Genomic DNA, 26,184 nt, shown 5'->3' with positions numbered 1-26,184 from the left:
CGGCGCCCGGGGCCCCCCCCCCCGCCGCCTAGATGACGATGTTCAGCGCGAGGACGAACAGCAGCCCGCAGACCGAGATCACCGTCTCCATCGCCGACCACGACTTGATCGTCTGTCCGACGCTCAGCCCGAAGTACTCCTTGACCAGCCAGAACCCGGCGTCGTTGACGTGCGAGAAGAACAGCGAGCCGCTGCCGACCGCGAGCACCAGCAGCGAGGTGTCGCCGGTGCCGAGCCCGGTGACGAGCGGGGCGAGGATGCCGGACGCGGTGACGGTCGCGACGGTCGCCGACCCGGTCGCGAGCCGGATCAGCACCGCGACCAGCCAGCCGAGGAGCAGCACCGACACTCCGCTGCCGTCCACCCAGTCCGCGATGGTCTTGCCGATGCCGGTGTCGACGAGCGTCTGCTTGAAACCGCCGCCGGCCGCGACGATCAGCAGCACGCCCGCGATGGGCGGCAGCGACCGCTCCAGCGTCGCGGTGATCGTCGAGCGGTCCATGCCGGCGGCGCCGCCGAGCGTGAACATCGCGACGACCACCGCGATGAGCAGCGCGATCAGCGGCGTTCCGAGGTTGTCCAGGACGGTGTAGGCCTCGGTGCCCTCGTCCAGCACGATGTCGGCGAACGCCTTGAGCAGCATCAGCACGACCGGCAGCAGCACGGTCGCCAGCGTGAGCGCGAACGACGGCCGGCGCCTGCCGTCCTTGCCCTCTCCGTCCTGTTCGCCCTCCGCGTCCCCGGCGGTGGCGAACAGTTCGGGCGGTTGGACGTCCACCCAGCGCGCGGTGAACCGGGCCAGCAGCGGGCCGGCGATCGCGACGGTCGGGACGGCGACGAGCACGCCGAGGCCAAGGGTGACGCCGAGGTCGGCGTGCAGCGCGTCGATCGCGACGAGCGGCCCGGGGTGCGGCGGGACGAGCCCGTGCATCGCCGACAGCCCGGCCAGCGCCGGGATGCCGACCGCGATGATCGACTGCCCGGAGCGGCGCGCCACCAGGTAGATCACCGGCATCAGCAGCACGAGCCCGATCTCGAAGAACATCGGCAGCCCGATCAGCGCGCCGACCAGCGCCATCGCCCAGGGCAGCGTGCGCCGGCCGGACCGTCCGACGATGGTGTCGACGATCTGGTCGGCGCCGCCGGAGTCGGCCAGCAGCTTGCCGAACATCGCGCCGAGCGCGATCAGCGCGCCCACGCCGGACGCGGTGTCGCCGAAGCCCTTGCCGAAGCTCTTCACGGTGTCGGCCATCGGGAGCCCGGCGATGGCGCCGACCAGCAGCGAGCCGAGGGTGAGGCTCAGGAAGGGGTGCACCTTCAGCCAGGTGATCAGTACGACGATCAGCGCGATGCCGGCCAGCGCGGCGGGCACCAGCCGCCCGCTGGACGCGTGCGGCGCCGCGGCCAGCACGATCGAGTGCATGTGCGGTCATCCTCCTCGGTGGCGGGCTGGGGGGACCCCGGGGGTCAGGGGAACGTCGCCACCCGCCGAGTGCACCTTATTGACCAGCCGTAATCAAGAGGTCGAGCTGAAAAAACATACCTTTGACATCTCGGTGTGCCTGCATCGAGGCAATCGTGTGATGATTGGCGCCATGGTGCGAGACAACCGGGCCGGGCTGCACGGCAGCGTCGTCGACCGGCTCGGCGTGCAGATCACCTCGGGGGAGTGCCCGGCGGGCGAGGTGCTGCGGATCGAGCAGCTGGAGGCCCGGTTCGGGGTCTCCCGCTCCGTGGTCCGCGAGGCGATCCGGGTGCTGGAGTCGATGGGCATGGTCACCAGCCGCCGCCGCGTCGGCATCACGGTGGCGCCGCGCAGCTGCTGGAACCTGTTCGACCCGCAGATCGTCGGCTGGCGGCTCGACGGCCCGGGCCGCGACGAGCAGCTCCGCGAGCTCGGCGAGCTGCGGCGCGGCCTGGAGCCGGTGGCGGCCCACCTCGCGGCGCTCCGCGCGACCCCGGCGCAGTGCGGCACGCTGACCGGCGCCGTCATGCAGATGTCGGTGCACGGCAGGTCCGGCGACCTCGAGGCCTACCTCGACGCGGACGTCCTGTTCCACCGGACGCTGCTGGCGGCGTCCGGCAACGAGATGATGGGCGCGCTCAGCGGGGTGGTCGCCGCCGTGCTCGCGGGCCGCACCCACCACCACCTCATGCCGGCGCACCCGGAACCGGCCGCGATCCGCTGGCACGCCGAGGTCGCCCAATCGGTCCAGGCGGGCGACGCCGGGGCCGCCGAGCGCGCCATGCGCGACATCGTGGACGAGGCCACCCACGCCATGCTCGACCCCTCCACCTGACCGCCGGCCGGTCCCCCTGCCCGGTGGGGCGGTCGCGCCCTGCCGGGGCGCCGCCGCCGATAATGGGATCATGACTCTTCCGCTGAGCCCGGACGAACTGCTGACCACCACCCGTACGGTGCGCAAGCGCCTCGACCTGGCCCGCCCCGTGCCGATGGACCTCGTGCGCGAGTGCCTGGAGATCGCCGTCCAGGCGCCGAGCGGGAGCAACCGGCAGGGCTGGCACTGGATCGTCGTCACCGACACCGAGAAGCGGAAGGCGATCGGCGAGTACTACCGGCGCGCGTTCGCGACGTACGCCGCGTCCGGGGGCACGTCCGCCGGCCTCTACGCCGACGACCCCGACCGCGCGGACGTGCAGCGACGCGTCGGCGACAGCGCCGCCTACCTGGCCGAACGCATGGGCGACGTGCCGGTCCTGGTGATCCCGTGCCTGCGGGTGCAGGGCGGGAAGCTGCCGGAGGGCAACCAGGCCGGGCTGTGGGGGTCGCTGCTCCCGGCCGTGTGGAACTACGCGCTCGCGGCGCGGGCGCGCGGCCTCGGCACCGCGTGGACGACGCTGCACCTGGCCTACGAGCAGGAGGTCGCGGACGTTCTCGGCCTGCCGGCCGACGTGCGGCAGGGCGCGCTCGTCCCGACCGCGTACTTCACCGGCGAGACGTTCCGTCCGGCCCCGCGCGTCCCCCTGGAGGAGATCCTCCACGTGGACGAGTGGTGATCCGCCGGTAGCCCGGAGGCGGGCGGCCCGCCGCGCTAGCGGCGGCGCCGCCTGCGGACGTCGGCGAAGATCGCCTCGGAGATCGCGGTGGCGGCCTGCTCCGGGTCGGCCGCCGGGCAGAACGGCTGGAACCAGCGGGCGATCGGATGGCCCCGGCGGTTGCGGCGGGGCCGCTGCCAGTGCCAGTACAGGCCGGCGCCGCGGCGGCCGGCCCGCTCGCCGGGCGGCGGCAGCAGCCACACGGTGCGCCCGACGTAGGGCTCGACCTGCACGCACTGCGCCGAGACCGCCATGAGCGACGGCGGGCCCTGCGGCGCGGCGTCCTCGCCCGCGCCGATCTCCCAGGAGCCGCTCTCCCACGGGCCCGAGGTGTGCAGGCCGAGGGCGCCGAGCCGGGTCATGAGCCGGCGCGCGTACTCCTCCGCCTCGTCGGCGCCGGGATCGCCGTCCGCGGCGTCGCCGGTGCCCGCCGCGCGACCGGCCGGGTCCGGACGCGGGGGCTCGGCGAGGGCGGTGATCGTCATGCGGGCTCCCGTGACCGATGGCGGTGTCTGACAGCCAGGTCGCGCGACACTGACTCCCTGCGAAAAAGGTCCTACGCGCCTCGCGGTGTGTCAAGCGCTTCATGTCAATTGACATCACGTCCGGCACAGAATGATCATTTGCGCGAGGTGAAGATCGCCGGGGAAAAGCTGCATTATGCGGGTTGCATGGTGTGATGACGGCGGTGTAGACACGGAGCATGACTCCGGGTGACGACGGGCCGGTGCTGTCGGGCTGGCTGCTCGGCAATGCGCTCGCGAATGCCCGCAAGGCGTCCGGGGAGTCGGTGGCGAGCATCGCGAAAGATCTCGGCGTCCATCCGCAGACCGTCAGACGGTGGGAGAACGCCGAGGTCACCCCCAGTGTCATCGTTCTGCGCGGGCTCTGCACGCATTACGGAGTTCCGCCCGACAAACGGGACGAACTGGAAGAATTGCGCGACCGGGCCAGCCGGCCGGGCTGGTGGAACGGCAGCGGGGACTGGCCCGACGCCACCGCCGAACTGCTCGGCATGGAGATGGCGGCCGTCCGGATTCGCGCCTGGGACCTGACCGCAATTCCCGGCCTCTTACAGACCCCGGAGTACGCCCGGCAGGTCATCCAGGCCGTCGACCCGAACGTCTCCCCGCCCCGGGTCGACTCCGGCGTCGAGCTGCGGATGGGACGGCAGGCCGAGGTGTTCGGCGGCGCGGTCCGCGAGGCCGTCTTCATGATCGACGAGAGCGCGCTCGCGCGGATGCCCGGCGGGCCCGCGCTGCGCCGCGCCCAGATCGCCCGGCTGCTGGTGCCGCCGCCCGCCGCCACCATCCAGGTGATGCCGTTCAGCGCCGGCCCGCACCCGGCGCTCGGCTCCTTCATGGCCTTCGACTTCGACTCGCCCGTGATCAGCGCCGGGGTGTTCGTCGAGGGCTCGGTGACCGGCCGCAGCCGGGTCGAGACCGGCACCGCCGTCGCCCGCTACGAGCAGGTCTGGGCCTGGCTCCAGGCGAAGGCGCTCACCGCGAAACAGACGACGGAGTTCCTCGAGAAAGAGATGGAAAGGATAGCCCCGCAATGAGGAATCATGATCTGATAAACCCCCGGACCTGGCGGAAGTCGTCGCGGTCGAATGCCGCGCAGGACGCCTGCGTGGAGGTCGGCGGCGGCGACCGGGTCGTCGGGGTCCGCGACACCACGGACCGCGACGGCGGCACCCTGGTGTTCGACCGCGCGAACTGGCGCGAATTCGCCGCCCAGGTGAAGGCCGGCCGTTTCGACCTGTGAGCGCCTGAAGAGGGACGAAGGGCACCCGGCGACCCGGTCGCCGGGTGCCTCCCCCCTTTCATCCCCGACCTCGGCCCAAGGAACGCAATGGACACCCATCCCCATCCCAAGGGCGCACTGAGAAGCGGCCCCGGCGTCGCCTCCGCGGGACGGATCTACGATTACTTCCTCAACGGCCGGCACCACACCCCGGCGGACGAGGAGGCCGCCCGCAAACTCCAGGAGAAGGTTCCGGAACTGCACTACATGGCGCAGGCCAACCGCATATTCCTGCAGCGGGCGGCGGCCGTCATCGCGCGGGCCGGCGTCGACCAGTTCATCGACCTCGGCTCCGGCATCCCGACCGCGTGGAACACCCACGAGGTCGTCCACGTCGTCCACCCGCACGCGAAGGTCGTCTACGTCGACAACGACCCCGTCGTCCTCGACATGTCGCGGGACATGCTGCGCCGCGGCGGCGAGACCGACGTCGCCTACGTCGACGCCGACATCGCCGACCCCGCGTCCGTCATCGGCGACCCGGAGGTGCGGCGGCTGATCGACTTCGACCGGCCCGTCGGCTACATGCACGTCGCCATCTGGCACTTCGTCGACCCCGGCCAGGACCCGTGGAAGCTGCTGCGGCAGTACCTCGACGCGGTCCCGTCCGGCAGCTACCTCGCCCTGTCGCACGTCACCGCCGACGGGCAGCGCCCCGACAAGATCGAGCGGTTCAACGAGGTGTACCGGAACGTCACCGCGCGGCTGAACTTCCGGACGTTCGAGGAGATCGACCGCTTCTTCGACGGCTGGGAGTACCTCCCGCCGCACGAGGACGCCCCGCCCGGCCTGTCCTACGTCGACGTCTGGGGCAGCAGGAACCCGGCCGAGGCCGACCCGTCGCACACCTGGATCCCGGCCGGCGTGGCGCGCAAGCCCTGACCCGCCCGCCCCCGCACGGTCGAACGGGGGTCTGACATGTGCGTACGGGCATGTCAGGGCGGTGTGGTCGTAAGGTGAACGCGTGTCGGACTCATCGCCGCGCCGGTTGCCCAGGGGGCGTTCGGCGCTGTCACCCGAGGAAGTGGAACGCATCCAGCGGTCGCGGCTGTGCGCCGCGATGGCGGAGGTGATGGCCGAGAAGGGGTACGTGGCCACGTCGGTGGCGGACGTCCTCCAGCGGTCCGGGGTGTCGCGGCAGAGCTTCTACCAGGTGTTCGACGGCAAGCTGGACTGCTTCATGGCCGCCTTCGACGTGGCGCGGGACCTGCTGTTCCAGCATCTGCTGGAGATGATCGGCGGCGGCGAGGGCGGCGCGCCCGCGCCGGGCTCCGGCGGCGGCCCGATGGACCGCTTCGAGCAGGCGTTCACGGCCTACCTGGAGGCCCTCGCCATCGAGCTGCCCTACACCCGGCTGTTCCTGGTCGAGGTGTACGCCGCCGGGGCCGAGGCCGTCCGGCGGCGCGCGGAGCTGCAGAACACGATCATCGATGTGCTCTCCGACCTGCTCGGCGCGCGCGACGAGGAGGGCCGCTTCACCTGCCGGATGATCGTCGCGGCGACCAGCACGCTGGTGACGAACGCGGTCGCGGAGAACGACCTGGACGCGCTGCGCGCCGTCGGCCCGCCGCTCGTGCGCAACGTCCGCACCCTGTGGGACGCCGGCGCCTTCGGGAACCGGTCCGCGGCGGCGGGCCCGGCCGGTCAGTAGCCGGCGAAGAGCGCCTGGAGCCGGTCGCTGTCCTCCTGCGGCCCGACGCGGCGCAGCCGCATCGGCGGCGAGGGGACGCGCCCCCACAGCATGAGCAGCCGCGCCGCCTGGTCGCCGGCGACGGTGGCCTCGCCGGACGGATCGGTCAGCGACAGGGCGGGCTCGCCGTCGGCGACCTCGACCAGCAGGTCCGGCTGCCCCTCGGTGCGCAACCGGGCCGAGAACGGGCCGGACCCGTCCACGGCGCGCAGGCCGCGGGCGCACAGCGGCCCCGCGCCCACCGCCGTCACCGAGTGCTCCAGCAGGGCCGGGTCCGACAGCAGCGCGACGCCGGTGTCGTCGTCGCCCACCAGGTCCCAGCGGTGCAGGGCGCACTCGTTGCGCATGTGGGAGGGGAAGTCGGCGACCCGGAAGGGGCGCCCCGTCCAGGTCAGCTCGGCGTCCGGGGCGTCGGTGAGGACGGCCTCGGCGGCGCGGCGCATCCGTTCCTCGGCCTGCTCGACGGTGGCGAGCAGCCGGTTCTCGGGCAGTGCCCGCAGCGGCGGCTCGCGTTCCTCGAACGAGCGGGTCGAGGTCAGCGGGGAGCCTTCGGCGTAGGCCTCGATGTGGCGCAGCGCCTCGAGGTAGTTGCCCGCGATGTGCGCGCCGACATGGTGGACGGTCCATCCGCCGCACCAGGTCAGCGCGTTGGGCGGCAGGTCCTGGAGGGCGGTGAGCATCGCCTCCGCCGCGTGGGGCCGCGCGCTCACGGCCGCTGCTCCTGGAGGCTGGAGACCTCGGGCGCGCCGCCGTTCCAGGAGGCCATCGCGGTGGCGAAGGCGCGGGCCGCGGCGAGGGTCGTCAGGTAGGGGACCCGCTGCCTGCGCGCCGCGGTGCGGCGGCGGACCCGCTCGTCGTCGAGCGGCGCGGACGGTGAGGGCGGGACGTCCAGCATGAGCTGGACACTCCCCGGCTCCTCCAGCGGGAAACCCGCGCATTCGCCCACCGGCCCGCCGAGCGCCCGCGCCGTCGCGGGCGGTGCCACGACCTTCAGCCCGAGTTCGGCGAACCGCTCCGCGACCGGCCGCGCCTCGCCGGCGAGCTGCTCGGGGACGCAGACGAACGCGCGGCCGCCGGACGGCATCGTCGCGCCCGCGGCGATCTGGCTCTTGGCGTAGGCGGTGCCGAAGTCGCCGGCGATGCCCATCACCTCGCCGGTGGAGCGCATTTCCGGGCCGAGCGCGTCGCGCGCCTCGGCCAGCCGGTCGAACGGCAGCACCGCCTCCTTGACGCAGACGCGCCGCACCGCCGGCTCCGGCAGGCCCTCCTCGCGCAGCTCGGCGAGGGTGGCGCCGGTCATCACCCGCGCCGCGGCCCGGGCCAGCGGCACGCCGGTGGCCTTGGACGCGAACGGGACGGTGCGGCTGGCGCGGGCGTTGGCCTCGATCACGTGGACGCGGCCGTCCGCGACCGCGAACTGGACGTTCAGCGGCCCCACGACGCCGAGCGCGCCGGCGATGGCCCGGGTGTGCTCCTCGATCGCGGCGACGGTGCCGGCGGGCAGCCCGATGGGCGGGATCACGCAGGCGCTGTCGCCGGAGTGCACCCCGGCGGGTTCGATGTGCTCCATCACCGCGCCGATGAGCACCTCTCCCGTGGCGTCGCGCACCGCGTCGACGTCGACCTCCGTCGCGCCGGCGAGGAAGCGGTCGACCAGCACGGGCCGCTCCTGGGCGAGGCCGCTCTCAGTGCGCACCTCCGCCAGCGCCGCGCGCAACTCGGCGGCGTCGCCGACGATCCGCATGGCGCGTCCCGAGAGCACGTAGCTGGGGCGGACCAGCACCGGGTATCCGAGCCGGTCGGCGATCCGCACCGCCTCCTCCTCCGTCGCCGCGGTGCCGCCGGGCGGCTGCGCGATGCCGAGGTCGCGGCAGAGCGCGTTCCAGCGCTCGCGGTCCTCGGTGACGTCGAGGGCGTCGGGCGGGGTGCCGAGGACGAGGCGCTCCGGCAGCCGGTGCGCGAGCTTCAGCGGCGTCTGCCCGCCGAAGGTGAGGACGATTCCGGCGGGGTCCTCGACGTCGATGACGTTGCGGACGTCCTCGGCGGTCAGCGGCTCGAAGTAGAGCCGGTCGCTGGTGTCGTAGTCGGTGGACACCGTCTCGGGGTTGCAGTTCACCATCACCGCCTCGAACCCGGCGTCGCGCAGCGCCCCGGCGGCCTGGACGCAGCAGTAGTCGAACTCCACGCCCTGCCCGATCCGGTTCGGCCCGGAGCCGAGGATCACGACCCGGGGGCGGTCGCCGCGCCGGACCTCGTCGGTGTCCTCCCAGGTCGAGTAGTGGTACGGGGTGAAGGCCTCGAACTCGGCCGCGCAGGTGTCGACCGCCTTGAACGTGGCGTGCACGCCCGCGCCGGCGCGCATCGCGCGGGCCCGGTCCTCGCCGGTGCCGAGCAGGTGGGCGATCTGCGCGTCGGCGAAGCCGAGCCGCTTGGCGCGCCGCCAGTCCAGGTCGCCGGACGCGATGCGCCCGCGCTCGGCGGTGATCTCCGCGATGCGGTCGAGGAACCACGGGTCGATCCCGGTCGCGCGGGCGGTGTCCTCGACCGGCGCGCCGGACCGGATCGCCGCCTCCACCCAGAAGATCCGGTCGGGCGCCGGACGCGACGCCCGCTCCAGCAGCGCGGCGGCATCGGGCCCGGTGTAGCGGGCCTCGCCGGGGTCGGCGTTGAGGCCGAGCCGGCCGTCGTCGAGGGACCGCAGGCACTTCTGCAGCGACTCGGGGAACGTGCGGCCGATGGCCATCGCCTCGCCGATCGAGCGCATCCGCGTGTCGAGCGTGTCGTCGACGCCCTCGACCTTCGCGAAGTCCCAGCGCGGCACCTTGGTGACGACGTAGTCCAGCGCCGGCTCGAACCCGGCGGGGGTCTCGCGGGTGATGTCGTTGCGGATCTCGTCCAGCGTCAGCCCGGCCGCCAGCAGCGTCGCGATCTTGGCGATGGGGAACCCGGTGGCCTTGGACGCCAGCGCGCTGGAGCGCGACACCCGCGGGTTCATCTCGATGACGACCATCCGGCCCGTCTCCGGGTCGATCGCGAACTGGATGTTCGAGCCGCCCGTCGCGACGCCGATGCGGCGGATGCAGGCGAACGCGGCGTCGCGCATCTCCTGGTACTCCACGTCTGACAGCGTCTGCGCGGGCGCGACCGTGATCGAGTCGCCGGTGTGGACGCCGACCGGGTCGACGTTCTCGATCGAGCAGACCACCACGCAGTTGTCGGCGGCGTCGCGCATCACCTCCAGCTCGTACTCCTTCCACCCGGCGATCGACTCCTCGATGAGGATCTCGCCGGCGGGGCTCGCGGCGATGCCGTCCTCGGCGAGCCGCGCGAGCCGGTCGCGGTCGTGGGCGATGCCGGTGCCCTCGCCGCCGAGGATGAACGACGGCCGGACCACCACGGGGTAGCCGATCCGATCGGCGATCTCCAGCGCCTCGTCCACGCCGTGCGCGAAGCCCGACTCCGGGGTCTCCAGCCCGATCTCGGTCATCGCGTCCTTGAACAGCTCGCGGGTCTCGGCGGTGCGGATCGCCTCGGCGCCCGCACCGATCGCCTCGACGCCGTACCGGTCCAGGACGCCGGACTCGTGCAGCTCGGTGGCGAGGTTCAGCGCGGTCTGCCCGCCGAGGGTGGCGAGCAGCGCGTCCGGCCGCTCCCGCTCGATGACCGCCTCCAGGAACGGGGCGGTCAGCGGCTCGACGTAGGTGCGGTCGGCCATCTCCGGGTCCGTCATGATCGTGGCCGGGTTGGAGTTGGCGAGGACGACGCGCAGGCCCGCCTCGCGCAGGGCCCGGCACGCCTGCGCGCCGGAGTAGTCGAACTCGCAGGCCTGGCCGATCACGATCGGCCCGGAACCGATGACCAGGACGCTCTTCAGGTCGTCGCGCAGAGGCATCAGGCGTGCTCCATCATCGTGCGGAACTCTTCGAACAGGTAGCCGGCGTCGTGCGGGCCGGGGGCCGCCTCGGGGTGGTACTGGACGGAGAAGGCGCGCGCGTCGCGGCACTCCAGGCCCTCGACGACGCCGTCGTTGAGGTTGACGTGGGTGGTGGTGGCACCGGAGAGGCCGTCCGCGGCGACGGCGTAGTTGTGGTTCTGGCTGGTCACCTCGACCCGCCCGGTCGAGACGCGGCGGACGGGATGGTTGCCGCCGTGGTGCCCGAACGGCAGCTTGTAGGTCCGCGCGCCGAGCGCGCGGGCGAGCAGCTGGTGGCCGAGGCAGACGCCGAAGAGCGGGACCCGGCCGAGCAGCCCGGCGACGTCGGCGTCCACGGCGGCCGGGTCGCCGGGGCCGTTGGACAGGAACACCCCGTCGGGGCGCCGGGCGAGGACGTCGGCGGCGGGCGTGCCGGCGGGCACCACGTCCACGGTCGCGATGCGGCCGAGCCGCCGCAGCATGTCCTGCTTGATCCCGAGGTCGTAGGCGACGACGCGCAGCGGGCCGTCGCCGACCCGGTAGGGCTCGCGGGTGGTGACGCCCGACACCAGGTCGGCGCCCTCGGTGCCCGGTTCGGCGCGCGCCGCCGCCAGCAGCGCGCCGTGCTCGGCGGCGGGCCCGAACGCCCCGCAGAGCGATCCCGCCTCGCGCAGGTGGCGGGTGAGGCGCCTCGTGTCGATGCCGGTCAGCACCGGGACGCCGTGCCGGGCCAGCCAGGGCCGCACCGCCTCGGCGGCGCGGCGGTTGCTCGGCCGTCCGGTCACCTCGCGGGCGATCACGCCGCGGCAGCGCGGCCGGCCGCTCTGGTCGTCGGCCGGCGTCACGCCGTAGTTGCCGATGTGCGGGTAGGTGAAGCAGACGATCTGCCCCGCGTAGGACGGATCGGTCATCACTTCCTGGTAGCCGCTGTGGACGGTGTTGAAGACCACCTCGCCGGTGGCCGTGGCGGGGGAGTCCACGCGGCCCTCGAACGTCTCGCCGTCGGCGAGCACCAGCAGCCCGTCCATGGGCGTTCTCCTCTGGTCGGTCGGTTCGGGGGATGAGAACGGGGTCAGGTGGTGAGCGCGGGCCGCCGCTCCAGGAAGCGGGCGATCCGCGCGGCCGCCTCGGCGAGGTCGCCGACGGGCGGCAGCGTCACGATGCGGAAGTGGTCGTGCCGCGGCCAGCCGAGTCCGCTGCCCTGGACGATCAGCACCTTCTCCTCGCGGAGCAGGTCCAGGGCGAACCGCCCGTCGTCGGCGAGCGGGTGGACGCGCGGGTCCAGCCGGGGGAAGGCGTAGAAGGAGCCCCGCGGCTTCACGCAGCTCACACCGGGGATCGCGGTCAGCAGCTCCCAGCAGCGGTCGCGCTGCTCGGCCAGCCGGCCGCCGGGCGCGGTGAGCGCGCGGATGCTCCCGGTGTCGCGCAGCGCGGCGGGCACCGCGTGCTGCGCCACGACGTTCGGGCACAGCCGCAGGCACGCCAGCGTCTCCAGCGCCTCGGCGTAGTCGGCGGTCAGCGCGCGCGGGCCGGAGATCGCCATCCAGCCGCACCGGAACCCCGGCACCCGGTAGCGCTTCGACAGCCCGCCGAAGGTGAGGCAGGGCAGGTCGGGCGCGAGGGTGGCGGCGGGCACGTGCTCGGCGCCGTCGTAGAGGATCTCGTCGTAGATCTCGTCGGCCATGACGACCAGGCCGTGCGCGCCCGCGAGGGTGGTGATCCGCTCCAGCGCCTCGCGCGGCCACACCGCGCCGGTCGGGTTGTTCGGATTGATGATCACCACGGCCCGGGTCCGGTCGGTGATCTTGGCGCTGAGGTCGGCGAGGTCGGGCTGCCAGTCCGCTCCCTCGTCGCACAGGTAGTGCACGGGCTCGCCGCCCGCCAGCGTCGTCGCGGCCGTCCACAGCGGGTAGTCGGGGGCCGGGACGAGCACCTGGTCGCCCGGGTCGAGCAGGGCCTGCAACGCCATCGACACCAGCTCGGACACGCCGTTGCCGAGGAAGACGTCCGCCGGGGTGACGCCGGCCAGGCCCTTGCGCGCGTAGTCCGCCGCGATCGCCTCCCGCGCCGGGAGCAGGCCCTGCGCGTCGCCGTAGCCGGTCGAGTCGGCGACGCCGGCGCGCGCCGCGTCGACCACCTCCGGCGGGACCGGGACGCCGAACGCGGCCGGGTCCCCGATGTTCAACTTGACGACCTTCTCGCCGTCGCTTTCCAGTTGCTGGGCCAGCCGCAGCAGCGGGCCCCGTATCTCGTAGGTGACGCCGGACATGCGGGCAGAGCGCAGCGTCCGCACCGGATCCTTCCTTCCTGGTGAGGCTGGGGAAACGAACTCGTGGATCGGGGGCCGGGCGGGCCGTCAGCGGCGCGCCCCGGCCATCTCCGTCTCCTCGGCGGCCTCGCGCCGCGGGCGCGGAACCGACAGCGCCAGCAGCGCGCCGAGCGCGTACGCGGCGCCGGCGACGACCACCGCGACGCGCAGGCCCGGGACGAAATCGGCCGCGCCGCCCGCGACGAACGCGCCGAGCAGCGCGATGCCGATGGCGCCGCCGACCTGCCGGGCGGCGTTGAGCGTCCCGGACGCGATGCCGGTGTGCTCGGGCGGGGCGCCCTCCACCACGGCGGCGGTCGCCGCGGGCATGGTGAAGGAGATCCCGAACCCGGTCGCCATCATCGGCACCACCAGCTCGGCGTACGGGACGGTCCGGGTGGTGACGGTCAGGGCGAGGAACCCGGCGGCGCCGGTCGCCATCCCGACGATCATCGGCAGCCGCGGGCCGCCGCGCGCGGTCACCCGGCCGCCGAGCCAGGAGCCGAACGCGATGACGCCGGTCTGCGGCAGCAGCGCCAGCCCCGTCATCAGCGGCGAGTAGTCGCGGATCTGCTGGAAGTACAGCGTCAGCACGAACAGCTGGCCGTAGAACCCGAGGTTCATCAGCCCGCCGACCGCGGTCGCCGCCGACAGCTCGCGGCTGCGGAACAGCGACAGCGGCAGCATCGGCGCCCGCACCCGCGCCTCGGTCGCCACGAACAGCGCGGCCGCCACCGCGAACAGCGCGAACCCGCCGAGGACCAGCGGGTCGAGCCAGCCGGAGCGGCCCGCCCGCACCATCGACGCGGTGATCGCGAGCAGCGCGACGGCGCTGGTCAGCTGGCCCGGCACGTCCAGCCGCCCGCCCTCGCGCCCGTGCAGGCCGGTGTGCACCCAGCGCGCGGTCAGCAGCATTCCCACCAGGCCGACGGGGACGTTGACGAAGAAGATCCAGCGCCAGCCGAGGCCGTCGGCGAGCAGCCCGCCGAGCAGCGGCCCCGAGCCGGACGCGAACCCGCCGACCATCGCCCAGATGCCGATGGCGCGGGCGCGGGTGCGCCGGTCGCCGTAGCTGCCCTGCAGCAGCGCCAGCGACGAGGGCACCAGCAGCGCCGCGCCCACGCCCTGCACCACCCGCGCGCCGACGAGGAACGCCAGGCCCGGCGCGAACCCGCAGGCCGCGGACGCCACGATGAACAGCGCGAGGCCCGCCTGGAAGACCCGCTTGCCGCCGAGCCGGTCGCCGAGCCAGCCCGCCGACAGCAGCAGCCCCGCGAACACCACGGTGTAGCCGTCGACGACCCACTGCAGCCCGGACACCGAGGCGCCGAACTCCTTGCCGAGCCGGGGCAGCGCCACGTTGACGATCGTGGCGTCCACGATCACCATGAACCAGCCGAAGCAGACCGCGATCAGCGGCCGCCACGCGAACCCTCCGCCCGTCCCGTCACCGCCGCTCGTCCTGTCACCGCCGGTCATCGATCCGGCCACCCCTTCCCTCTCCGTCGTCCGCCGCCCGTCGTCCCGGGTGTCTCTCATCGGCCTACCCGCGTCTCAGCCCCTGCCGAGCATCAGCCTGAGCAGCGCCATCCGGAGGGTGACGCCGTTGGCCGCCTGCTGGAAGTAGGCGTTGTGCCGGGTGCCGTCCACGTCCGTCGCCAGTTCCCCCTTGCGGGGCAGGGGATGCAGGACGGCCAGCTCCGGCGGTGCCACCGCCGCCAGCAGGTCGCGGGTGAGGGGCAGCTCGCCGGCCGGCGGCCGCGCGCGGTCCGCGGCGTCCAGCTCGGCCGCGACGGTCGGGGAGGAGTACACGACGTCCGCCTCCGGCAGCACGCCGATGAGGTCGTCGTGGAACCGGATCGTCCGGCCGGCGCCCTCGAACTCCGCGCGGGCGAGCGGGTCCAGGTCCATGCCGGGCGCGGCCACGCCGACGACCTCGCAGTCGTACTTGGCCAGCCCGCGCAGCAGCGACTTCACGCAGCGCATCCGCAGGTCGTTGACCAGCACGACGCGCAGCCCGTCGATGCGGCCGAACCGCTGCCGCATCGTGTACAGGTCGGTGAGCGCCTGCGTCGGGTGCTCGCCCGTGCCGTCGCCCGCGTTGACGATCAGCGCGCCGTCGACGGACCCGGCCGCCCGCGCGGGCTCGCCGGTCACCGGATGCCGCGTGACGATGACGTCGCCGTACAGCGCCAGCATCCGGAACACGTCCGCGGACGACTCCTGCGTGCTGCCGGACGCGCGGGTGACCTCCGCGTCGGCGAACCCGGAGACGCTCCCGCCGAGCCGCAGCATCGCGGTCTCGTGCGCGAGCCGGGTGCGGGTGCTCTTGTCGAAGAACGCCGACATCAGGATCCTGCCGCGCAGGTCCTGCTCCACCTCGCCCTTGGCGAGCTCGCGGGCCGCCTGGTCGGCGGCGTCGAACAGCGTCTCCAGGTCGTCGCGGCCGAACGGGGCGAGCGACAGGACGTGCCGGCCGGTGAACCCGCTCATCCCTTCCCCTCGACGATGACGGCGGTCCAGGTGCGCGAGTCGACCATGGCGTAGCCGGGCGCGGCGGGCAGCCGCACGCTGTCGGCCTGGTCCTCGATCCCGGTCATGCCGAGCATGAGCCGCTCCAGGATCAGGCCCTGCGACATCGGCGGGGCGCCGGGCGTGATCGGGCAGGTCTGCTCGTCGATCAGCCAGCGGCGCTGCATCGCCGCGTCCGGGTAGCCCGGCTTGTCGGGGATGAGGCGCTCCATCAGGCGCTCGGCGATCTCGGGGTTCATGCCGGCGTCCTCCGGCAGCCCGATGAACTCCTCGATCGGCATCGAGTCGTGCGTCCACTTCCAGAGGAAGGTCCGGTTGCCGAACACGTAGCCGGTCAGCATGAACCGCACCTGCGGCGCGTCGCGGAACGCCCGGTGCAGCGCGTACCGCGCGGGGTACTCGTAGGGCTCGATCTCGTCGAGGACGTAGTCGCAGCCCTCGACGAAGTCGGGCGCCGACTCGGGCGTGATGCCCTCGGGGAAGACGTCGATCGTGACGTCCGGGGCCATGTCGTGCACGTACTCCGCGACCACCTCGGCCTTGTTGCGGCCGACGGTGCGGACGCCCGCGCCGAGCTGGCGGTTGATGTTGGAGTACTCGAAGGTGTCGAGGTCGGCGACCTTGAGGTGCAGCACGCCGAGCCGCGCCAGCCGTTCGACCATCGATCCGCCGATGCCTCCCGCGCCCGCGACGCCGACCGTCGCGTCGCGTAGCGTGCGCTGCCGCTCGCGCGCCTCCTCGTCGGTGTCGCCGAGCCAGCCGAGGTTCCGCTTGACCCGCTCCCAGTAGATCGCGTCGTCGTACTCGCCGGCGTGCCGGCTCCTGCGTCCGATGTTCTCGCCCATGCCCTTGGACGCTCCCTTCGCTGGTCGGGGAATGGGGGTGGGACATCCAGGGCGGTGTTTCGCCGGAGCGGCCGGAGTCAAACACTGGCCCCGCCGTAAGGGCGCGCGACGAAACGGTTCGGGCGTCCCCTGACCAGCAGTTTGACCGGCTAAATATTTTCTGTGTCACATCGCGTCCGGCGGCTGGAACGATCTTTTCCCGGATGGCGGGAGGCCCGGACACTCCGGGCCTCCCGCGCTCCGCTGAACGTGCGGCCGGTTTCGGTCGGGCCAAATTCGGCCGTATTCGGATGTCTTCTTTCGGGAGGTCGGAGAATGATCGCCATTCCGCCGTGAAGTGCGCATTCGCTTTCGCTCCGGGTGGACGCGACGGCGGAATCGGACGTGCATTTCGTGAATGGTCGGCGGCGGCGTGGCGGCCGAGGGCTCCGGTTTCTCCGAAGAAGGCCCGGCGGGTCCGTCAGTCCGTTCCCGGCGGGTCGTCGCCGGACGATTCGAGGGCGCGCTCCAGCTCGTCGACGTGCAGCAGGTCGCGGTCGACGCGGCCGGTCCGGTAGGCGGCGCGCCCGACCAGGTGCGCCGCGACCGGGACGGTCATGATCTGCAGCAGCGCCACCAGCACCAGCGAGGTGAGCACCTCGATCGTCGGGAACCGGATGCCGACCCCCACCAGCACCAGCAGCAGCCCGACGGCCTGCGACTTCGTCGCCGCGTGCATGCGGGTGAACAGGTCGGGCAGCCGCAGCAGGCCGAGCCCGGCGCTGAGCGAGGCGCCGGCGCCGAGCAGCAGGAACGCCGCGGTGAACGCCGTGGTCACGCGTCCGCCCCCTGGTCCGGCTCGTCCGTCCGGGGGACGTGCTGGGTGAGGAACCGGGCGACGGCCACCGACCCCACGAAGGCGACCAGCGACAGGGCCAGCAGCGTCGGCAGCACCCAGGTGTCGCCGTCCGCGACCGCGACCGTGCCGAGCCCCGCCATGATCACGGCGAGCAGGACGTCGAGGGCCATGGCGCGGTCGAGCATCGACGGGCCCCGCACGACCCGGACGAGCGAGCACACGGCGGCCAGGAACAGCACCGCCGTCACGACGTCCAGGACGACCGTCATGACCCGGCCCCCGCGAGGGCGCGCAGGTCGTCGCGGGTGCCGAAGGCCCGGACGGTGCGGCGTTCGAGCGCCAGGACGTCCCGCCGGGCCTTGTCCACCGCCGCGTCGTCCGCGGCGCCGAGGACGTGCAGGAACAGCGTCGCGTCGGAGCGGCGGACGTCCAGCACCAGCGTGCCCGGCGTCGCCGAAAGCGAGATCGCCATGATGGCGAGGATCAGGTCGGAGCGGGTCCGCAGCGGCACCCCGATCACCGAGTTCCGGCGGGCCCGGCCGCGCCCGCCGGCCGCCTGCCAGGCCAGCGGGCCCGCGCTGTGCAGCAGGTCGACGGCGGCGCGCAGCACGAACACGGCGAGCCCGGCGGGCCGCAGCCGCAGGTGCTGGCCGACCGGCGGGAGCGGGAACACCAGCGGCAGCACCACCGACAGGACCAGCCCCGACAGCATGTTCGCCACGGACGGCCGGTCCCACAGCAGCATCCACACCACGGTCAGCCAGACGACGCCGGTCGGCCGGATCCAGCGGCGGCGTCCGACCCGGATGGTGAAGTCCCTCATGAGGCGCCTCCGGAAGGGAACACGGCCCGCACGTAGGACTGCGGGTCCAGCAGTTCGGCGGCGGCCCGCTGGCAGAGCCCGTACAGCGGCCCGCCGGCGGCGGTGTAGGCGAGGCTGAGCACGACGAGCGCGGCGCTCCCGGCGACCATCGCGACCGGCAGCCGCGCGGCCGGCGGGTCGCCCGGCAGGTCGTCCGGCGGGGCGCTCCAGAACGCCTGGTTCCACACCTTCACCAGCGCGTACAGGGTGAGGAGGCTGGTGACGACGGCGCCCGCGACGAGCGTGTCCACCAGCGGACCGCCCTGCGCGAGCCCGGCCCGCAGCAGCCCGAGCTTGCCGAGGAACCCCGACAGCGGCGGGATCCCGCCGAGGTTCATCGCCGGGACGAAGAACAGCGCGCCGACGAGCGGCGCGGTGCGCGCCAGCCCGCCGAGCCGGGCGAGGGACGTCCCGCCGCCGCGCCGGTCGATCAGCCCCGCGACGAGGAACAGCGTGGTCTGGATGGTGATGTGGTGCAGGACGTAGAACACCGTCGCGGCGAGCCCGGCGGCCGAGTCCAGCCCCACCCCGAAGATCATGTAGCCGATGTGGCTGACCAGCGTGAACGACAGCAGCCGCCGGACGTCGATCTGCACCATCGCGCCCAGCACCCCGACGAGCATGCTCAGCAGCGCCGTCACCAGCAGCACCGTGCGCAGGTGGCCGCCGGGGAACAGCAGCGTCTCGGTGCGGACGACCCCGTACACGCCGATCTTGGTGAGCAGTCCGGCGAACACGGCGGTGACGGGGGTCGGCGCGCTCGGGTAGGAGTCCGGCAGCCACATCGACAGCGGGAACACCGCCGCCTTCGCCGCGAACGCCGTCAGCAGCGCCGCCTCGCCGATCCGGGAGACCGGGCCGGGCAGCTCGGCGATCCGCCAGGACAGCTGCGCCATGTTGACGGTGCCCGTCGCGGCGTACAGCACGGCGATCGCGACGAGGAACAGCATCGACGACAGCAGCGCCACGACGATGTAGGTGGTGCCGGCGCGGACGCGGGCCATGGTGCCGGCGAGCGTCACCAGCACGTAGCTGGCCATCAGCATCATCTCGAAGCCGACGAACAGGTTGAACAGGTCGCCGGCGAGGAACGCGTCGCAGACGCCGGCGGCGAGCAGCAGGTACGTCGGGTGGAACACCGACAGCGGCGTGTCCAGGTCGCGGTCGGCGCCGTCCTGGCCGAACGCGTAGACCATCACGCACAGGATGACGGCCGACGACACGACCAGCATCAGCGCCGACAGCCGGTCGGCGACCAGCGTGATGCCGACCGGGGCGGGCCAGCCGCCGAGCTGGACGGCCTGCGGGCCGTCCCGGTCGGCCCGGACCAGCAGCACGACGGCGACGCCGAGCACGGCGCCGAGGGCGACCACGCTGATCGCGCGCTTCAGCAGCGCGTGCCGCGGGCCGATGATGATCTTGATGCCGGCGGCCAGCACGGGGAGCAGCACGGGCAGCGGGATCAGCGCGTTCACCGGCCCCGCCCGTCCCGCCGGGGCCGTCCGGGCCGTCCGTCCCGCCCGTCGCGGGGCACGCCGCCGGGGAAGTCGCTGTCGGGCTCCTCGCGGGCGCCCAGCTCGGACGGGTCGGCGACGGCGCGCCGCTCGCGCTCGGTGCGCAGCCGCACGTCGTGCTCGCCCTCCCGGCGCACCCGCAGGTCCTCGATGTCGTCGCGGACCTCGTCGTCGCCGCTCAGCCGGCCGCTGCGGTAGGCGATGGCCAGCACGAACGCCGCCGACGCGAGCGAGATGACGATCGCGGTGAGGATCATCGCCTGCGGCAGCGGGTCGCTGAGCGCCCGGCCGGGCCGCCCCTCGGGCTCGTGCGCGGCGAGGATCGGCGCGCGGCCGGCCGGGCCGCCGCCGGTCAGGATCAGCAGGTTGACCCCGTTGCTCAGCACCAGCACGCCGACGACCAGCCGGGACAGGCTGCGCTCCAGCAGCAGCACGACCCCGGCGGCGACGAGCGTCCCGCCCGTCGCGGCCAGCACCAGCGACGGGCTCATCCGGGCACCCCGCCGCCGGCCAGGTCCGCCCCGGTCTGCCGGTCGATCTCGCCGCCGAGCACGTTCAGCACGGTCAGCACCAGCCCGACGACGATCAGGTAGACGCCGATCTCGAACAGCAGCGACGTGACGAAGTGGACGTGGCCGAGCAGCGGCAGGTGCGCGTCCACCGACGCGCTCCGCAGCACCGCGCCGCCCCACGCGAGCCCGCCGAGCGCCGTCCCGGCCTCGACGACCACGCCCGCGCCGAGCAGCGCGCCCGCCGACACCGGCGCCGCCTCCCACAGCTCGAACGGCCCGCCGGCCAGGTACCGGACGGCGAGGGCGAGCCCCGCGACGATGCCGCCCGAGAACCCGCCGCCCGGCGCGGAGTGCGCGGTGAACAGCAGGAACAGCGAGTACAGCAGGACGGTGTGGAAGATCGTCCGGGCGATGACCTCGAACACGATGGAGCGCCGCTCGGCGGCGAGCGTGGACCCGGCGGCGAGCCAGCGGTCCGGTTCGGTGTCGGCGTCCAGCGCGGTGATCTCGCGGACGGCCCACACCTCGGAGTCCTCGTCCGGGGCGGGCGGCGCCGACACCGGCCGCCGCGCGAACACCATGCTGGTCACGCCGAGGGCGGCGAGCACGATCACCACGCTCTCGCCGAGGGTGTCCCAGGCGCGCAGGTCCACCAGCACGGTCGCGACGATGTTGCTCCCGCCGGCCTCCTTGGCGGCGTCCGGATAGGCGCCGGAGATCGGCGCGGCGTCGCGGGACCGCGCCGCGAGCAGCGTGACGACGGTCGCGGTCAGCCCGGCCAGCGCTCCGGCCGCCAGGTGGACGCCGCGCTGCGCCGGGGACCGGGTCGGGAACCGGGTGGGCAGCCGCCGCAGCACCAGCACGAAGACGATCAGGCTCGCGGTCTCGACGAGGAACTGCGTCAGCGCCAGGTCGGGAGCGCCCTGCAGGACGAACAGCGTCGACACCCCGAACCCGGACGCACCGGACAGCACCACCGTCTTGCCCCGGTCGCGGGCCCGGATCGCGGCGGCCGCCGCGGCCACCGTCAGCAGCGCCACCAGCCCCTGCGCGGGCCCGTCCCAGACGCGGCCGCCGAGCGGGTCCGGCCACGGCAGCCCCCACAGCACGGAGCCGATGGAGAGCCCGACGGCGGTCAGCAGGATGATCAGCAGGTAGTCGGGCAGCGAGCCGCGCTGCACGGTCCCGGTGAGCTGCAACGCGAACGTGTTGAGCCCGTGCATGAGGCGCAGGTAGACGTCCTCGGGCTCGAACAGCCGCGGGACGCGCGCGATGAGCCGTCCCGCCGCGAACAGTGCCGCGCCCAGGACGAGCGACACCGCGGTGAGCAGCAGCGGAAGCCCGAACCCGTGCCATGCCGACAGGTGGTAGGTGCCGTGGCCCCTGGTCGGGTAGGGCGCGGCCTCCCGCCCGATCGGCGCGTCCAGCTTGGCCGCGAGCAGCCCCACGACCACGCCCGCCGCCGCGAGCACGACCACCGGCGCGAGCAGCAGCGCTCCGGGGCGGTGCACCTCGCGCGGTTCGACGCCCTCCTTGCGCGCGAACGCGCCCCACAGGAACCGCAGGCTGTAGCCGGCGGTCAGCGCCGACCCCACCGCGACCAGCGCGACGAGCGCGGCATCGCCGCCGAGGAACGCCTCGTAGGCGGCCTCCTTGCCGGCGAACCCGAGCGTCGCGGGAACGCCCGCCATCGACGCCGCCGCCGCGATCGCCGCCCCGTACAGCACCGGCGTGCGCCGTCCGAGACCGGACAGTTTCCGCAGGTCACGCGTGCCGGTGGAATGGTCGACGACCCCGACCGCGAGGAACAGCGCCGACTTGAACAGCGCGTGCGCCAGCAGCACCGTGAAGCCCGCCAGCGCCGCGACCCGGTTCCCGGCCCCGAGCAGCACGGTCATGAACCCGAGCTGGCTGACCGTCCCGTAGGCGAGCAGCAGCTTCAGGTCGTGCTCGCGCAGCGCCCGCCATCCGGCCAGCAGCATCGTCGCGACGCCGCAGCCCAGCACGATCGGCCGCCAGCCCGGCGTGCCGGCGAACGCGGGCGCCAGCCGCGCCACCAGGAACACGCCCGCCTTCACCATCGCGGCGGCGTGCAGGAACGCGCTGACCGGCGTCGGCGCCGCCATCGCCCCCGGCAGCCAGACCCCGAACGGCACGACCGCCGACTTCGACAGCGCCCCCACCAGGATCAGCACCACCGCCGCCGTGACCGCGCCCCCGCCCGGCGGCGCCGCGACGATCGCCGACAGCCGGTGGGTGCCCGCCGCCCGCCCCAGCAGGACGAGCCCGACCAGCATCGCCAGCCCGCCGAACGTGGTGATCACGATCGCCTGCGTCGCGGCCCGCCGCGCCATGCCGCGCTCCGCGTCGTACCCGATCAGCAGGTACGACAGGACCGTCGTCAGCTCCCAGAACACGTAGAGCAGGACGAGGTCGTCCGACAGGACCAGCCCGAGCATCGCGGCGGCGAACCCGACCAGCTCGCCGGCGAACGCGGGCAGCTTCGGCTCCGACCCGCCGAAGTAGCGGCCGCAGTACAGCACGATCAGCGCGCCGACGCCGCCGACGATGACCATCATCATCCAGGTCAGCGGGTCGGAGCGCAGGTACAGGTGCAGGCCGAGCCCGGGGATCCACGACCACGACTGGGTGCGCGGGGCGCCGCCGTCCAGCCACGGCCAGGCCGCCCACCCGGCCGCCGCGGCGAGTACCACCGCCAGCGGCGCGAACGCGTCGCGTCCGATGACCCGCACAAGCACCGGCGCCGCCGCCGCGGCCGCGCAGTACGCGGCGAGCAACAGCAGCAAGGGGGCCTCGGCAGGATCGGAAGGACGGACGTTCGATCACTCACAGTGACCGCATCGTGCTGAACCGTCACCCTAGTGCCGGGCACGTGCGCGGCCACGCGCCCCGCCCCGCCCACACGATTGCTTTACCCGGCGCCTCCGGCGACGTGCCGCCAGGTCCGCAGCCTGTCCCGGACGGCCCCCCGGCTCAGCGGAGCCAGCTCCGTCAGCTCGAAGCCGCTCGCCGTCGCGACGCGTTCGCTTCCGGTGTTGTCGGGATCGATCCGCAGCACCAGGGTGCTGAAGCCGAGCGTCTCGCGGGCGTATCCGGCGGCGAGCCGGACGGCCCGGGAGGCCAGGCCCTGGCGGCGGTGCCGCAGGCCGATGGCGTAGCCGAGTTCGGCGGCCGGTCCGCCGAACCGGTGGGCGGGATCGTCCGCGACGCAGCGGAAGAGGAGGATCTCGCCCTGGGGCGTGCGCCCGTCGCTGGTGACCGCCAGCTGGATCTTCCGGTCCTCGGCGCGCGCCCGCCGGGCCGCGTCGAGGTAGGCGCGGGCGGCCTCCAGGTCGAACGGGGAGCGCAGCGGGGTGAACCGCGCGACGTCCGGGTCGTCGAACAGTTCCGCCATGGCCGGGATGTCGTCGTCGGTCCACTCGCGCAGTGTCAGGCCGAGTCCGCTGATCGTGACGTGGGTGCCGAACCGAGGGGAGCTCATGACGCCATCCTCCCGCCGCGGGCCGTCAGAAGTGACCGTCGCGCGGATCGGTCACCGGGCCGCCGCCCAGCGGGACGCGGGCCGCGAACGGGACGCTGACCAGCGCGAACAGTGCGGCCAGACCGAACGCCGTCAGCCATCCGGACCGCCCGGCACCGACCAGCAGGATGATCGCGGCACTCGCCTGGCTGCCGAGGCCGCCGCCGACCCGCCGGACGGTGCTGTTCACCGACGTCGAGACGCCGGCGTGCTCCCGGTCCGCCTCGACGTTCACCAGCGTGCCGCTGGCGCTGATCGTGAGCCCGGCGCCGCAGCCGATCACGAACGCCGCCGCCAGGAACGCCGGCCGCGACGACCCGCCGATGGCGCCGCACGCCGCCGTCCCCGCGGCGAGCAACGCCATCCCCGCCGCCAGCGGACGGCGCGGCGTCCCGCCCTTCTGCAGCCTCTTCGCCGCCGGCCCGCCGAGGATCTGCCCGACCGCCAGCGGCAGCAGGTAGAGCCCGACCGTGCCGGTGCCCGCGCCGAAGCCCTCGGTACCGTTCCCGACGAACTGCGGCACCAGGTAGAACGTCCCGAACAGGGCATAGCCGATCGCGACCGTGACCCCGTTCGTCCACACCTGCGCCGGCGACCGGAGCGTGCGCAGGTCGATCAGCGGCTCGTCCACCCGCCCCTCGCGGCGGACCCAGAACGCCCCCGCCGCCAGCCCCGCCGCGATCAGCCCGGCCGGCACCGCCCACGCCGGCCCCTTCGACTGCGGCAGCAGCGTCAGGCCGACCAGGACCAGCGCCAGGACCGCGCTGAGCAGCAGCGCGCCCGGCACGTCCAGCGCCCCGCGCGACGGGCCGGGCCTGGACGGCACCCACCGCACCACCAGGGGGATTGCCAACGCCACGACGGCCGCACCGACCGCGAACACCAGATGCCACGACACCGCCTCGGTCAGCGCGCCCGCCGTCGCGAAGCCCAGCGCCGTCCCGGTGCCGAACGCGCCGGTCAGCACGCCGGTGGCGGACCCGACCCGGTCCCCGGGGAACTCCTCCCGGACGATCGACAGCGACAGGGGGAACACCGCGCCGCCGATCCCCTGCACCGCCCGCGCCGCGATCAGCACCACCGGCGTCGGCGCGGCGGCCGCCGCGATCGACCCGGCTAGGAAGAACCCGAGGCCCACCAGCAGCATGGCGCGCCGCCCGCGCCGGTCGGCGAGCCGTCCCAGCACCGGCGCCGCGACCGTCGCGACCAGCAGGTACCCGCTGAGCAGCCAGGCGCCCCACGCCTGCGAGACGCCGACGTCCTTCTCGATCGCCGGGATCACCGGCACGACGGCGGTCTGCTGGTAGGCGAACGCGACGTCCGCCAGCACGAGCGCCGCCAGCGCCTTGCGATGCCCTCCCGCCCGGCGCTCGCCCCGCGCCGCCGCCACCCGCTCAGAGGTCACCGGCGCTCACCCGGCGACCGTTCCCGATCCGTCCCATTCGCGGATAACTGCCCGCCGGCCCCTGAACAAACAGGCGGAAAAGGTTCAGGGCCGCCGGACCTGGTGGTCGGGCGGCCCTGTTCGGGGGTCGTGGGGTCAGGTTTTGTTGTAGGTGTGTTTGGCCCACAGGTAGGACAGGGCGGCGATGGCGGTGCACCAGGCGGTGGCGATGGCGGCGTTGTTGCCGATGTGGGTGCCGAGGAGGAGGCCGCGGATGGTTTCCATGATGGGGGTGAAGGGCTGGTAGTCGGCGAACCAGCGGATGGCGGTGGGCATGGAGTCGGTGGGGACGAAGCCGCTGCCCAGAAAGGGCAGCAGGATCAGGGGCATGGGGGCGTTGCTGGCGGATTCGGGGGTGGGGGAGCGTAGGCCGAGGGCGACGGCGAGCCAGGTGACGGCGAGGATGAACAGGGTGAGCAGGCCGGCGGCGGCGACCCATTCCAGCGCGGTGGCGTTGGGGCGGAACCCGATCGCCAGGGCGATGCCGATGACGACGGCCATGCCGAGCAGTTGCTGGATGACGCTGCCGACGACGTGACCGGTCAGGACTGAGGCGCGGGAGATCCGCATGGTGCGGAAGCGGGCGACGATGCCTTCGGTCATGTCGGTGGCGACCATGACGGCGGTTCCGGTGGCGGCGGTGGCGGCGGCCATGAGCAGGATGCCGGGGACGATGTAGTTGATGTAGGCGTGCCGCCCCCCACCCCCACTACCGCCCCCGCTGCCGGGTCCGCTGCCCAGGCCGTTGCCGAGGGTGCCGCCGAGGACGTAGACGAACAGCAGCAGCAGGATGACCGGGGTGATGATCAGCTGGATGGTCATGGAGGGGTAGCGGAGCAGCCGCTTGAGCTGGCGGCGGGTCATGGTGGCCGAGTCGCGGGCGGCGAGGGCGAGGGTGCTCATCGGGTGGCCTCCTGCTTGTGAGCGTCCAGCTGGCCGGCGTCCTGCCGGCCGATGTTCTGGTGGGTGTTTTGGCCGGTGAGGGTGAGGAAGACGTCGTCGAGGTCGGGGGTGTGGATGCTGAGGTCGGCCGGTTCGATACCGGCGGCGTCCAGGACGGTGAGCAGTTCGCGCAGGGAGGCGACGCCGCCGTCGGAGGGGACTTGGAGGGTGAGGTGGTCGTCGTCGGCGGGGTCGATGAAGCCGCGGCCCAGTGCGTCCAGTGCGGCGTTCAGCGCGTTGTCGTCGGTGAACCTCAGTGAGACGTGGCCGCCGGGGATGAGGCGTTTGAGTTCGTCGGCGGTGCCTTGGGCGATGAGGCGTCCGTGGTCCAGGACGGCGATCTGGTCGGCGAGGTGGTCGGCTTCTTCGAGGTATTGGGT

At 73.6% G+C, this 26,184-nt stretch carries 24 protein-coding genes and 1 pseudogene; 6 read left to right on the top strand and 19 right to left on the bottom strand.

Translation table 11 applies throughout. The features are described 5' to 3' along the window. Positions 1 to 28: 28 nt before the first annotated feature. The gene (locus ACA514_RS36490) at positions 29 to 1,423 is read right to left on the bottom strand and encodes a GntP family permease (RefSeq protein ID WP_375045845.1); all 1,395 of its coding nucleotides are present in this window, start codon (positions 1,421 to 1,423) and stop codon (positions 29 to 31) included. A gap of 172 nt (positions 1,424 to 1,595) precedes the next feature. On the opposite strand from ACA514_RS36490, the gene ACA514_RS36485 reads away from it, so the two are divergent. Then, the gene (locus ACA514_RS36485) at positions 1,596 to 2,300 is read left to right on the top strand and encodes a FadR/GntR family transcriptional regulator (RefSeq protein WP_375045844.1); all 705 of its coding nucleotides are present in this window, start codon (positions 1,596 to 1,598) and stop codon (positions 2,298 to 2,300) included. Positions 2,301 to 2,370: 70 nt separating this feature from the next. Further along, entirely contained in the window at positions 2,371 to 3,018 is a 648-nt protein-coding gene (locus ACA514_RS36480) for a nitroreductase family protein (protein ID WP_375045843.1), read from the top strand. Positions 3,019 to 3,053: 35 nt separating this feature from the next. On the opposite strand, the gene ACA514_RS36475 is transcribed toward ACA514_RS36480, so the two are convergent. Beyond that, the gene (locus ACA514_RS36475; RefSeq protein WP_375045842.1) at positions 3,054 to 3,542 is read right to left on the bottom strand and encodes a hypothetical protein; all 489 of its coding nucleotides are present in this window, start codon (positions 3,540 to 3,542) and stop codon (positions 3,054 to 3,056) included. Positions 3,543 to 3,760: 218 nt separating this feature from the next. Between ACA514_RS36475 and ACA514_RS36470 the strand changes: the two genes are divergently transcribed. From ACA514_RS36470 to ACA514_RS36455, 4 genes are all read left to right on the top strand, one after another. Next, a complete protein-coding gene (locus ACA514_RS36470; protein ID WP_375045841.1) occupies positions 3,761 to 4,618 on the top strand; it encodes a helix-turn-helix domain-containing protein in 858 nt (285 codons plus the stop codon). Then, the gene (locus ACA514_RS36465; protein WP_375045840.1) at positions 4,615 to 4,824 is read left to right on the top strand and encodes a DUF397 domain-containing protein; all 210 of its coding nucleotides are present in this window, start codon (positions 4,615 to 4,617) and stop codon (positions 4,822 to 4,824) included. The genes ACA514_RS36470 and ACA514_RS36465 overlap by 4 nt, the downstream gene beginning before the upstream one ends. Before the next feature lie 87 nt (positions 4,825 to 4,911). Further along, positions 4,912 to 5,745 (top strand): SAM-dependent methyltransferase, encoded by an 834-nt coding sequence (locus tag ACA514_RS36460; protein ID WP_375045839.1) that lies wholly within the window; start codon positions 4,912 to 4,914, stop codon positions 5,743 to 5,745. 82 nt (positions 5,746 to 5,827) lie between these two features. Continuing rightward, entirely contained in the window at positions 5,828 to 6,514 is a 687-nt protein-coding gene (locus tag ACA514_RS36455; protein WP_375045838.1) for a TetR/AcrR family transcriptional regulator, read from the top strand. Here the strand turns inward: ACA514_RS36455 and ACA514_RS36450 are convergent. From ACA514_RS36450 to ACA514_RS36370, 17 genes and pseudogenes are all read right to left on the bottom strand, one after another. After that, positions 6,508 to 7,263: a maleylpyruvate isomerase N-terminal domain-containing protein gene (locus ACA514_RS36450; RefSeq protein WP_375045837.1), complete on the bottom strand. Its 756-nt coding sequence runs from the start codon at positions 7,261 to 7,263 to the stop codon at positions 6,508 to 6,510. The two genes, ACA514_RS36455 and ACA514_RS36450, sit on opposite strands and share 7 nt — an antisense overlap. Beyond that, positions 7,260 to 10,445 (bottom strand): carbamoyl-phosphate synthase large subunit, encoded by a 3,186-nt coding sequence (carB, locus tag ACA514_RS36445; RefSeq protein ID WP_375045836.1) that lies wholly within the window; start codon positions 10,443 to 10,445, stop codon positions 7,260 to 7,262. Before carB ends, ACA514_RS36450 begins: the two co-directional genes overlap by 4 nt. Further along, complete coding sequence (gene carA, locus ACA514_RS36440; RefSeq protein WP_375045835.1) at positions 10,445 to 11,494, bottom strand: glutamine-hydrolyzing carbamoyl-phosphate synthase small subunit; 1,050 nt, start codon at positions 11,492 to 11,494, stop codon at positions 10,445 to 10,447. The genes carB and carA overlap by 1 nt, the downstream gene beginning before the upstream one ends. 44 nt (positions 11,495 to 11,538) lie before the next feature. Next, positions 11,539 to 12,759: a pyridoxal phosphate-dependent aminotransferase gene (locus tag ACA514_RS36435; RefSeq protein ID WP_375045834.1), complete on the bottom strand. Its 1,221-nt coding sequence runs from the start codon at positions 12,757 to 12,759 to the stop codon at positions 11,539 to 11,541. Positions 12,760 to 12,822: 63 nt separating this feature from the next. Then, on the bottom strand, positions 12,823 to 14,253 hold the full coding sequence (locus ACA514_RS36430) for an MFS transporter (protein ID WP_375045833.1): 1,431 nt from the start codon (positions 14,251 to 14,253) through the stop codon (positions 12,823 to 12,825). A 75-nt stretch (positions 14,254 to 14,328) separates the two neighbouring features. Next, on the bottom strand, positions 14,329 to 15,267 hold the full coding sequence (locus tag ACA514_RS36425; RefSeq protein ID WP_375045832.1) for an aspartate carbamoyltransferase: 939 nt from the start codon (positions 15,265 to 15,267) through the stop codon (positions 14,329 to 14,331). Then, entirely contained in the window at positions 15,264 to 16,151 is an 888-nt protein-coding gene (locus ACA514_RS36420) for a ThiF family adenylyltransferase (protein WP_375045831.1), read from the bottom strand. The genes ACA514_RS36425 and ACA514_RS36420 overlap by 4 nt, the downstream gene beginning before the upstream one ends. 460 nt (positions 16,152 to 16,611) lie before the next feature. Beyond that, positions 16,612 to 16,968: a monovalent cation/H(+) antiporter subunit G gene (gene mnhG, locus ACA514_RS36415; RefSeq protein WP_375045830.1), complete on the bottom strand. Its 357-nt coding sequence runs from the start codon at positions 16,966 to 16,968 to the stop codon at positions 16,612 to 16,614. Continuing rightward, entirely contained in the window at positions 16,965 to 17,258 is a 294-nt protein-coding gene (locus ACA514_RS36410; protein ID WP_375045829.1) for a monovalent cation/H+ antiporter complex subunit F, read from the bottom strand. The genes mnhG and ACA514_RS36410 overlap by 4 nt, the downstream gene beginning before the upstream one ends. Next, positions 17,255 to 17,812: a Na+/H+ antiporter subunit E gene (locus ACA514_RS36405; protein ID WP_375045828.1), complete on the bottom strand. Its 558-nt coding sequence runs from the start codon at positions 17,810 to 17,812 to the stop codon at positions 17,255 to 17,257. The genes ACA514_RS36410 and ACA514_RS36405 overlap by 4 nt, the downstream gene beginning before the upstream one ends. Continuing rightward, positions 17,809 to 19,326 carry a Na+/H+ antiporter subunit D gene (locus ACA514_RS36400; RefSeq protein WP_375045827.1) on the bottom strand — a complete coding sequence of 506 codons (1,518 nt, stop codon included), beginning with the start codon at positions 19,324 to 19,326 and terminating at the stop codon, positions 17,809 to 17,811. The genes ACA514_RS36405 and ACA514_RS36400 overlap by 4 nt, the downstream gene beginning before the upstream one ends. Continuing rightward, complete coding sequence (locus tag ACA514_RS36395) at positions 19,323 to 19,856, bottom strand: Na(+)/H(+) antiporter subunit C (RefSeq protein WP_375045826.1); 534 nt, start codon at positions 19,854 to 19,856, stop codon at positions 19,323 to 19,325. Before ACA514_RS36395 ends, ACA514_RS36400 begins: the two co-directional genes overlap by 4 nt. Then, positions 19,853 to 22,684 carry a Na+/H+ antiporter subunit A gene (locus tag ACA514_RS36390; RefSeq protein WP_375045825.1) on the bottom strand — a complete coding sequence of 944 codons (2,832 nt, stop codon included), beginning with the start codon at positions 22,682 to 22,684 and terminating at the stop codon, positions 19,853 to 19,855. The genes ACA514_RS36395 and ACA514_RS36390 overlap by 4 nt, the downstream gene beginning before the upstream one ends. 125 nt (positions 22,685 to 22,809) lie before the next feature. Next, the gene (locus ACA514_RS36385) at positions 22,810 to 23,379 is read right to left on the bottom strand and encodes a GNAT family N-acetyltransferase (RefSeq protein WP_375045824.1); all 570 of its coding nucleotides are present in this window, start codon (positions 23,377 to 23,379) and stop codon (positions 22,810 to 22,812) included. A gap of 25 nt (positions 23,380 to 23,404) precedes the next feature. Continuing rightward, positions 23,405 to 24,823: an MFS transporter gene (locus tag ACA514_RS36380; RefSeq protein WP_375045823.1), complete on the bottom strand. Its 1,419-nt coding sequence runs from the start codon at positions 24,821 to 24,823 to the stop codon at positions 23,405 to 23,407. Positions 24,824 to 24,958: 135 nt separating this feature from the next. Next, positions 24,959 to 25,765 (bottom strand): ABC transporter permease, encoded by an 807-nt coding sequence (locus ACA514_RS36375; RefSeq protein ID WP_375045822.1) that lies wholly within the window; start codon positions 25,763 to 25,765, stop codon positions 24,959 to 24,961. After that, positions 25,762 to 26,184: pseudogene (locus tag ACA514_RS36370) on the bottom strand (hypothetical protein); the annotation flags it as partial. The gene ACA514_RS36375 and the pseudogene ACA514_RS36370, both read right to left, overlap by 4 nt.

This window comes from Actinomadura sp. NTSP31, assembly GCF_041951385.1.
In the GTDB taxonomy this organism is placed as follows: domain Bacteria; phylum Actinomycetota; class Actinomycetes; order Streptosporangiales; family Streptosporangiaceae; genus Spirillospora; species Spirillospora napierensis.
This window is presented reverse-complemented; position numbering and strand designations above follow the sequence as displayed.

Coding starts and splice junctions, on each gene's coding strand:
- ACA514_RS36490 (WP_375045845.1), bottom strand. CDS start 1,423: ATGCACTCGATCGTGCTGGCCGCGGCGCCGCACGCGTCCAGCGGGCGG.
- ACA514_RS36485 (WP_375045844.1), top strand. CDS start 1,596: ATGGTGCGAGACAACCGGGCCGGGCTGCACGGCAGCGTCGTCGACCGG.
- ACA514_RS36480 (WP_375045843.1), top strand. CDS start 2,371: ATGACTCTTCCGCTGAGCCCGGACGAACTGCTGACCACCACCCGTACG.
- ACA514_RS36475 (WP_375045842.1), bottom strand. CDS start 3,542: ATGACGATCACCGCCCTCGCCGAGCCCCCGCGTCCGGACCCGGCCGGT.
- ACA514_RS36470 (WP_375045841.1), top strand. CDS start 3,761: ATGACTCCGGGTGACGACGGGCCGGTGCTGTCGGGCTGGCTGCTCGGC.
- ACA514_RS36465 (WP_375045840.1), top strand. CDS start 4,615: ATGAGGAATCATGATCTGATAAACCCCCGGACCTGGCGGAAGTCGTCG.
- ACA514_RS36460 (WP_375045839.1), top strand. CDS start 4,912: ATGGACACCCATCCCCATCCCAAGGGCGCACTGAGAAGCGGCCCCGGC.
- carB (WP_375045836.1), bottom strand. CDS start 10,445: ATGCCTCTGCGCGACGACCTGAAGAGCGTCCTGGTCATCGGTTCCGGG.
- carA (WP_375045835.1), bottom strand. CDS start 11,494: ATGGACGGGCTGCTGGTGCTCGCCGACGGCGAGACGTTCGAGGGCCGC.
- ACA514_RS36430 (WP_375045833.1), bottom strand. CDS start 14,253: ATGACCGGCGGTGACAGGACGAGCGGCGGTGACGGGACGGGCGGAGGG.
- ACA514_RS36425 (WP_375045832.1), bottom strand. CDS start 15,267: ATGAGCGGGTTCACCGGCCGGCACGTCCTGTCGCTCGCCCCGTTCGGC.
- ACA514_RS36420 (WP_375045831.1), bottom strand. CDS start 16,151: ATGGGCGAGAACATCGGACGCAGGAGCCGGCACGCCGGCGAGTACGAC.
- ACA514_RS36410 (WP_375045829.1), bottom strand. CDS start 17,258: ATGACGGTCGTCCTGGACGTCGTGACGGCGGTGCTGTTCCTGGCCGCC.
- ACA514_RS36405 (WP_375045828.1), bottom strand. CDS start 17,812: ATGAGGGACTTCACCATCCGGGTCGGACGCCGCCGCTGGATCCGGCCG.
- ACA514_RS36395 (WP_375045826.1), bottom strand. CDS start 19,856: ATGAGCCCGTCGCTGGTGCTGGCCGCGACGGGCGGGACGCTCGTCGCC.
- ACA514_RS36385 (WP_375045824.1), bottom strand. CDS start 23,379: ATGAGCTCCCCTCGGTTCGGCACCCACGTCACGATCAGCGGACTCGGC.
- ACA514_RS36375 (WP_375045822.1), bottom strand. CDS start 25,765: ATGAGCACCCTCGCCCTCGCCGCCCGCGACTCGGCCACCATGACCCGC.